We start from the raw sequence: 7814 nt of genomic DNA on the forward strand, positions 1-7814 counted from the left end.
CCCTGAGGTAACAGAAATAGCGAGAAAGACAGAATTCTTACCGCTTCACTATCGACAGTGAGAATTGTTTGAGTAAACTCAGATTAACCGTGCGCTCTCCCCGGAGCGTAAACGAAATAACAAATAAGAGATGAACCTATGTACCAGGATCTGATTAGAAGTGAATTAAACGAAGCGGCCGACGTTCTGCATAAATTCCTGAGCGATGATCACAATATCGCTCAGATTCAAGCTGCGGCCAAAGTGATCGCGGATTCGTTCAAACAAGGCGGCAAAGTGTTGTCTTGCGGCAACGGCGGCTCTCACTGCGATGCGATGCACTTTGCTGAAGAGCTGACGGGGCGTTACCGTGACAATCGTCCGGGTTACCCTGGTATTGCGATTTCCGATCCGAGCCACCTTTCTTGCGTCAGTAACGATTTTGGCTACGACTACGTCTTTTCTCGTTATGTCGAAGCGGTCGGCTCTGAAGGGGACGTACTGTTCGGTTTATCGACTTCTGGTAACTCTGGCAATATTCTGAAAGCGATTGAAGCGGCCAAAGCCAAAGGGATGAAAACCATAGCTCTGACGGGTAAAGACGGCGGCAAGATGGCTGGTCTGGCGGATGTGGAAATTCGGGTACCGCATTTTGGTTACGCAGATCGTATTCAGGAAGTGCACATCAAGATCATCCACATCGTGATTCAATTGATTGAAAAAGAAATGGAATAAGCCTTATAGGGCGGTCAGGGAGTTTTAAAAAACATGTGTGAACTGCTCGGCATGAGCGCAAATGTACCCACCGATATCTGTTTCAGCTTTACCGGACTGATGCAGCGGGGAGGAAAAACTGGCCCACATCGTGATGGCTGGGGGATCACCTTTTACGAAGGGAAAGGGTTTCGTACCTTTAAAGACCCTAACCCGAGCTGCCAGTCTAAGATCGCGGAATGGGTGCAGAACTATCCGATCAAAAGCTGCGCGGTTGTGAGTCATATCCGACAGGCGAACCGTGGGGGCGTGAATCTGGAAAATACCCATCCGTTCACTCGCGAGCTTTGGGGACGTTACTGGACATTTGCGCACAATGGGCAGTTGTCAGGTTATTTGGACATGGACACCGGTCGGACCAGGCCGGTGGGCCAGACCGACAGCGAGCTGGCTTTTTGCTGGCTGCTCAACGAGATGGAAGAGAAGTTCCCAGAGCCACCTCAGGACATGATTGGTGTTTTCCAGTTCGTGGCAGCGCGCTGTGGCGTCCTCAAAGAGAAAGGAGTATTCAACATGCTGCTTTCTGACGGGGAATATGTCATGGCCTACTGTACCAATCATCTGTACTGGATTACTCGCCGGGCTCCGTTTGGCAAGGCGACCCTGATTGATGAAGATGTGACCATCAACTTTCAGGAAGAAACCACCCCGAATGACATTGTCTCGGTGATCGCGACCCAGCCACTGACCGATAACGAAAACTGGCATCGGATGAAGCCTGGCGAATACGGTCTGTTTCATTTCGGTGAATTGATTGATGGTAATGCGGCACAGCTGCATGATGTGCCGTTTGCAGCGGCCAAGCCGGGGAATCAGGCACCTACTGAGTCTCTGGAATAACTCCAGGAAAAGAAAAAAGGGTTGATAAAACATCAACCCTTTTTTGATCGCGTGAGTATTTTACTCGCTGGCGTAGCCATGAATACCAAGCTGCTTGCCATCAAGAAACGCTTTACCGCCGCGCATTTCCAGACGGTCGTTTACAAACCATTCCACCACCAGTGGGTAGATTTTGTATTCTTGCGTTTGAACCCGCTCAGTCAGCGTGTCGATGGTATCGTCATCGAAAATGGGCACTTTTGCCTGGAGGATAACCGGTCCGCCATCCAGTTGCTCAGTCACGAAGTGAACGCTGGTGCCATGCTCTTCATCACCCGCATGAATGGCGCGTTGATAGGTATTTAAGCCCGGATATTTCGGTAGCAGTGAGGGGTGAATATTGATCATGCGCCCCATGTAATGGCGAACGAATTCACCACTCAGGATGCGCATGTAACCAGCCAGCACAATCAAATCCGGGCTGTACTCGTCAATCTGTTTCATCAGTTCATGATCGAAAGCGTCACGGGTATCGAATGACTTTGGATCGAGAAAGACACCTGCTGCCCCGGCTTTCTTGGCACGCTCTAAAGCATAAGCAGTTGCTTTGTTTGAAAAAACAGCGGTCACTTTGCCATTATTAATGCTGGTTTCACAAGCATCGATAATCGCTTGTAAGTTGGAACCATTTCCTGAAACTAAAACAACAATACTTTTCATGCTCAGTTGATCTCTACCTGTTCTTCTCCAGCTTGAGCATCAGCGATTTCACCGATGATCCAAGCGTTTTCTCCTTCCTGCTGCAACAGAGCAACCGCAGCATCGGCGTGCGCTTTTGGCAGTGCGACAATCAGGCCAACACCACAGTTGAAGGTGCGATACATTTCATGTGTCGTGACGTTGCCTTTTTCTTGCAGCCATTTAAAAATGACTGGCCATTCCCAGCTGTTTCCATCAATCACCGCTTTGGTGCCTTGTGGTAATACACGTGGAATGTTTTCCCAGAAGCCGCCGCCAGTGATGTGAGAAATGGCGTGAATGTCGTGTTCGGCGATCATTTTCAGCGCTGACTTGATGTAAATTCTGGTGGGTTCCAGCAGGTGTTCACCGATGGTACGACCATCCAGCTCTTCGTTTTTGTCCGCGCCAGAGACATCCAGGATCTTGCGGATCAACGAGTAACCATTTGAGTGCGGGCCGCTTGAGCCAACCGCGATCAGTGCGTCACCGGCTTGTACTTTTGTACCGTCGATGATGTCTTCTTTTTCAACAACACCAACGCAGAAACCTGCAACGTCGTAGTCTTCGCCTTCGTACATGCCCGGCATTTCAGCGGTCTCGCCACCAATCAGGGCACAACCTGCCTGAACACAACCATCGGCGATCCCGGTGACCACATCGGCCGCGGTATCGACATCCAGTTTGCCGGTCGCGTAGTAATCTAGGAAAAACAGCGGCTCAGCACCTTGAACAATCAGGTCATTGACACACATCGCAACCAGGTCAATACCGATGGTATCGTGTTTGTTCATATCCAGAGCCAGACGCAGTTTCGTACCAACGCCATCGGTACCGGAAACCAAAACCGGCTGTTTGTATTTCGTTGGCAGTTCGCACAGAGCGCCAAAACCGCCGATACCGCCCATCACTTCAGGACGACGAGTACGTTTTACTGCACCTTTGATTCGGTCAACAAGCGCATTGCCTGCATCGATGTCTACACCAGCGTCTTTGTAGCTAAGAGAAGAGTTGTTACCGCTCACGGGAAAGTCCTCGAACTTAAGTTGGATATGAAAACGGCGCTATTCTACCAGTGCTTAAACACAAAGAGCAAACGTTTGCGCGAGTTTTTTATCTTAGCTCAGATCAAGATATTGAGAGGGAAATCGTTTATAATCGGAAAGTTTGTTTAAAAATTGCCAATACTAAGCCGGAGATGGAAATGAAAGTTGTTGAAGTTAAACACCCTCTAGTGAAGCACAAGATCGGTCTAATGCGAGAAGGTGATATCAGCACAAAGCGTTTTCGTGAGCTAGCAACAGAAGTAGGTAGTCTGTTGACTTACGAAGCAACCGCGGACTTTGAAACTGAGAAAGTAACCATTGATGGCTGGAACGGCCCGGTAGAAGTCGATCAGATCAAAGGCAAGAAAGTGACTGTTGTACCGATTCTGCGCGCAGGTCTGGGTATGATGGATGGTGTTCTGGAGCACATGCCAAGTGCACGTATCAGTGTCGTCGGTATCTACCGTGACGAAGAAACCCTGGAGCCAGTTCCGTACTTCAACAAGCTGGCTTCGAACATCGGTGAGCGTATCGCGCTGGTGGTGGATCCGATGTTGGCTACTGGTGGTTCGATGATCGCCACTATCGACCTTCTGAAAGAGCAGGGCTGTAATCAGATCAAAGTGCTGGTGCTGGTGGCGGCGCCGGAAGGGATTGAAGCGTTGGAAAAAGCACACCCGGATGTTGAGCTGTACACTGCTGCGATCGACGAAAAGCTGAACGACAAAGGCTACATTGTTCCGGGACTGGGTGACGCGGGTGATAAGATTTTTGGTACGAAATAACACGCGATAACCCTGAATAGAAAAGGGGAGCATGACGCTCCCCTTTTTATTGGTGATTTATTTTTTCAGGCTGAGAGTACCACCAGTGCGAGGTTTCGCACTTGGCCGTGGCGCCGAGTGACCTGCTGCTGGTTTTCGGTACGGTTTGTGACTTTCAGATGTTGGCTTTTGTGGGCCGCGACCTTTTTTCGAATTCGGCGCGTGGCGGAATGCGTCGGCATTGTTGCCTTTAAACGTACGGCTCTTTGGGTTTCGGCGAGCACTGGAGTTTTGATTTTCTTCCCGGCTGTCAAAGAGCTTAGCATCCGTGGCTTTGCGAATGCGCTTACCCTGGCTGTCGACTTTTGATGCTTCTTCGGTGCTGCTGGAGTCTTCACACATCGCCAGAATGTCATTCACTTCCGAGTCACTCAGGTAGCGCCACTGGCCGTTAGGAATACCGTCCAGAGTGATGTTCATAATGCGTACCCGACGCAGCTTAAACACTTCGTACCCCAAAGCTTCACACATCCGGCGAATCTGACGGTTAAGACCTTGTGTCAGGACGATACGGAAAGAAAATTTGGTTTCACGCGTCACTTTGCATGGCAGGGTGACGGTATCAAGAATCTGGACGCCTGCGCTCATTTGGCGAATGAATTCATCACTGACAGGTTTGTCGACTCGAACAACGTACTCTTTCTCGTGATTGTTCCCGGCGCGTAAAATTTTATTAACGATATCACCATCATTGGTGAGGAAAATCAGACCGTCAGACGGCTTATCGAGACGGCCAATTGGAAAAATACGCTTTTTATGCCCGATGAAGTCGACGATGTTGCCCGGAATATCACGTTCGGTGGTGCAGGTAATACCGGTCGGCTTATTCAGCGCAATATAAATCGGCTTTTCTTTGGCGCTAACCGGGTTGCCGTCGATGCAGACATCATCTCCGGGAAGGACTTTTGTCCCCATTTCCGGAACGGTGCCATTGATGGTTACCCGACCCTGTTCGATCAGTTTATCGGCTTCGCGACGAGAGCAGTAACCTGTCTCACTGATGTATTTATTGAGGCGTTTTGCTGAATCTTGTGACATGTTGTTCTCTCTACGTTTCACAACGGCAATCGGTAAAAACAGAGCAGCTATTAAAGCTGCTCACTATCTGCGCGGAGTGTACCATTAATGGTGCTGTTAGCCCATGCGTTTTTGGTGGCGCTCCCGGTTTTCCATTTTTTTGTCGCTGCTCTTTCTGAGCAAGACGTACACCGCCCCGGTGCCGCCGTGGAAGCGCTGTGCACTGTGAGCACACTGCACGTCGCGTATTTGTGTCAGCCAGGTTGCCACATAGCTTTTCATCAGAGCTGGCGGGTTGGATTTTTCCCCCCGACCATGCACGATCACAACCGTGCGGATATCCATAGCGATGCATTGACGCAAGAAGGAAATGACTTCGTCACGGGCTTCTTTCAGTGTTTTTCGGTGCAAATCCAGCCGAGCCTGAATCGGGTACTTCCCGAGCCTCAGTTTGCGATAGACGCCTTCCTGCACACCGTCACGCTTAAACTCGATCACGTCTTGCGGCTTGAGCATAGTGGCATGTTCGGTCGACAGATACTCAGGGTCATCTTCGGTAAGCCAGATGGCGGCCTCACGTTTGGCCAGTTGCGCTTCGGTCACGCTGTGGCTTTTTTTCAGTTCCGCGGTATCGTTTTTGAGCGGTTTGACGTCTCCCATCATTTCATGGAAGAGGGCAAAATCATCGTCATGAGACATAATGGCATCTCACTGGTAGGGATCAATAACAGAATTATACCAACCGAAAAAGGTGAGTGATCACTTATCTTTTCAATTCAGTCTTAAAGGCAATAAAAAACCGGATTAGACAAGCAATCTAATCCGGTGCATAGCGTCACACTACTCTACGAATAGGTGCTAAGCGATCTAGTGAGGAGATTTGTCGTTCATAACCTTGTAAATGAAGAAACCGCCGTAGAACAGCATCAGACCCAAAGCGCCAAAGATTACTATCATTGAAGATAGCCCCACTGCATTACCAAATAGGAGATCAAGCCAAAAGTCCATGTTTCCTCCAAAGTTGCGAAGACGGGGTTTACGTTAATGCTTGCTTGGCTCGGCGACACTGATCTGGATCAATTGTGTTGCATAGGTTGATAATATGTTTCTTCGGGTGTGTTTTTTGTCACAATTTGTGGCCCGTTGATGATGTTTTAGTCGAACAAACTGAAATTCAGAAAAACTGAGTCAAATCACTTGCGTTCAACATGAGAATCCGTAATATACGCATCCGTTGACAGGCAATAGCCTGAACAACTTTTTCGGTGAATAGCGCAGTTTGGTAGCGCATCTGGTTTGGGACCAGAGGGTCGGGGGTTCGAATCCCTCTTCACCGACCACATTTAAGGCCTCAGCAGAAATGCTGGGGCTTTTTCGTTTTTGGTGTTTAGGTTTAGTAGGGCCGCGACTCGGGTCGTGGACTGGAGCGCCAGTCCGATCGAATCCCTCTTCAGCGACCATATTGCTTAGCCCCGACAGCGATGTCGGGGCTTATATTGGTGTCTTCGTCTTGTTCACAGCGTGCAGTGTGCGATTTGGCTGTCCGAAAGCTGAGCGATCTGAAAGCCTTTTTGTGTGAGTAGGTCGATCAGGTTATCTTTACCGACCAAATGAAGCGCACCGACTACAACCAGATAGCGACCAGCCGGCTTGGGCAATATCGTGCCATTGTCGAGCTTGGTGGCCCAGTCACGATTACGCTGATAGAGAAATTGTTCTGTGAACGTGTCGCTGACCGATGACAGATCCGCAGACTCGACCAGCTTTTGCGCGTCGCCAGCCTTCCAGCTGTTGATCAGGCAATCCGTTAGTTGCTCTCCTTTATCATAGTCATTGAGTATGGAGGTCAGTAGCTCTTTACCTCCTTGCGGCTGGCGGGTGAGCATGTCAATCTGAAACTGCAAAGGTTCAAGGCTCAGCACCGGAACATTGTTGATGGTCGCTTTGGACATTAATCTCATATCAACCCCATCTCCCGGGTTGTAGCCAAGATGAGAAAATTGTGCCATTTGGATACTTAGGGCGGTTTGCCAGGGTGGGAGTTGCATCAGGACTTCATAAGAGAGCCCGGTTTCTTTTGCAATTCGGGCAATTTGGCTTGCTTCTTGTTCAGAAGTGACCTGCTTCGTGAGTAACGTTGCTGGCGGGTAGACTGCGCCATCGGTTTTGCGTATATCCGTTTCGATAATCAAGCCGTCACTCTTGGCCAGAAAGTGCGTGATGGCTGTTGGTAATGGATACATGCTTTCGTCACCAACGTGCACCGAACCGAGAATGAGGTAGTGGAGGTCGCCTTTTTGTGCAGACCAGAAAAGTGGCTGGGCAAATAGATTTGCGCTCCATAGGCACGTCAGTGTAATGGCGAGTAGCCTCAACATATCAATAATCCTTTCTTGTTGTTTTTGTCCGAATGCCAGTGCGGAAAAAACGTCATTTTGCGACTATTTAATCGCAATTGACGCACTGTTAAGTGAGAGTCATTTCACAAAATGGCACTCTGCTTGTTATAGCACCACTGCATTGCTTAATGATGAGAGTGATGTGGATCATCATTTCTCTTGCTGTGGTAAGCAAATAAGTGACATTGTTCGCAGTAATCTCGTTAATTTACTCTTTT

General features: G+C 49.2%; 9 protein-coding genes and 1 tRNA gene. 4 read left to right on the forward strand and 6 right to left on the reverse strand.

The genetic code is table 11. The annotated features are described in order from the left end of the window. Nucleotides 1–138 precede the first annotated feature (138 nt). Together lpcA and CAG65_RS11760 are read left to right on the forward strand one after the other, a co-directional pair. Entirely contained in the window at nt 139–714 is a 576-nt protein-coding gene (gene lpcA, locus CAG65_RS11755; protein WP_021705816.1) for a D-sedoheptulose 7-phosphate isomerase, read from the forward strand. A 33-nt stretch (nt 715–747) separates the two neighbouring features. After that, complete coding sequence (locus CAG65_RS11760; protein WP_161453755.1) at nt 748–1593, forward strand: class II glutamine amidotransferase; 846 nt, start codon at nt 748–750, stop codon at nt 1591–1593. Nucleotides 1594–1653: 60 nt separating this feature from the next. Here the strand turns inward: CAG65_RS11760 and purN are convergent, their stop codons facing one another. Together purN and purM are read right to left on the reverse strand one after the other, a co-directional pair. Further along, nucleotides 1654–2292 (reverse strand): phosphoribosylglycinamide formyltransferase, encoded by a 639-nt coding sequence (gene purN, locus CAG65_RS11765; RefSeq protein WP_021705814.1) that lies wholly within the window; start codon nt 2290–2292, stop codon nt 1654–1656. A gap of 2 nt (nt 2293–2294) precedes the next feature. Beyond that, nucleotides 2295–3335 carry a phosphoribosylformylglycinamidine cyclo-ligase gene (gene purM / locus CAG65_RS11770; RefSeq protein WP_161453756.1) on the reverse strand — a complete coding sequence of 347 codons (1041 nt, stop codon included), beginning with the start codon at nt 3333–3335 and terminating at the stop codon, nt 2295–2297. A gap of 179 nt (nt 3336–3514) precedes the next feature. Between purM and upp the strand changes: the two genes are divergently transcribed. Continuing rightward, a complete protein-coding gene (gene upp, locus CAG65_RS11775) occupies nt 3515–4141 on the forward strand; it encodes a uracil phosphoribosyltransferase (protein WP_021705812.1) in 627 nt (208 codons plus the stop codon). Between the two features lie 57 nt (nt 4142–4198). Here upp and rluF read toward each other — a convergent pair whose 3' ends face one another. From rluF to CAG65_RS11790, 3 genes are all read right to left on the reverse strand, one after another. Further along, nucleotides 4199–5218: a 23S rRNA pseudouridine(2604) synthase RluF gene (gene rluF / locus CAG65_RS11780; RefSeq protein WP_161453757.1), complete on the reverse strand. Its 1020-nt coding sequence runs from the start codon at nt 5216–5218 to the stop codon at nt 4199–4201. A 96-nt stretch (nt 5219–5314) separates the two neighbouring features. Further along, nucleotides 5315–5896, reverse strand: a complete 582-nt coding sequence (smrA, locus tag CAG65_RS11785; protein ID WP_161453758.1) for a DNA endonuclease SmrA — start codon at nt 5894–5896, stop codon at nt 5315–5317. 168 nt (nt 5897–6064) lie between these two features. Next, a complete protein-coding gene (locus CAG65_RS11790) occupies nt 6065–6205 on the reverse strand; it encodes a DUF3149 domain-containing protein (protein WP_039424584.1) in 141 nt (46 codons plus the stop codon). 255 nt (nt 6206–6460) lie between these two features. On the opposite strand from CAG65_RS11790, the gene CAG65_RS11795 reads away from it, so the two are divergent. Further along, a tRNA-Pro gene (locus CAG65_RS11795) sits at nt 6461–6537 on the forward strand. Between the two features lie 174 nt (nt 6538–6711). Here the strand turns inward: CAG65_RS11795 and CAG65_RS11800 are convergent. Then, nucleotides 6712–7575 (reverse strand): TraB/GumN family protein, encoded by an 864-nt coding sequence (locus tag CAG65_RS11800; RefSeq protein WP_161453759.1) that lies wholly within the window; start codon nt 7573–7575, stop codon nt 6712–6714. Nucleotides 7576–7814 lie beyond the last annotated feature (239 nt).

The organism is Vibrio sp. V39_P1S14PM300 (assembly GCF_009904765.1).
Taxonomy (GTDB): Bacteria; Pseudomonadota; Gammaproteobacteria; order Enterobacterales; family Vibrionaceae; genus Vibrio; species Vibrio proteolyticus.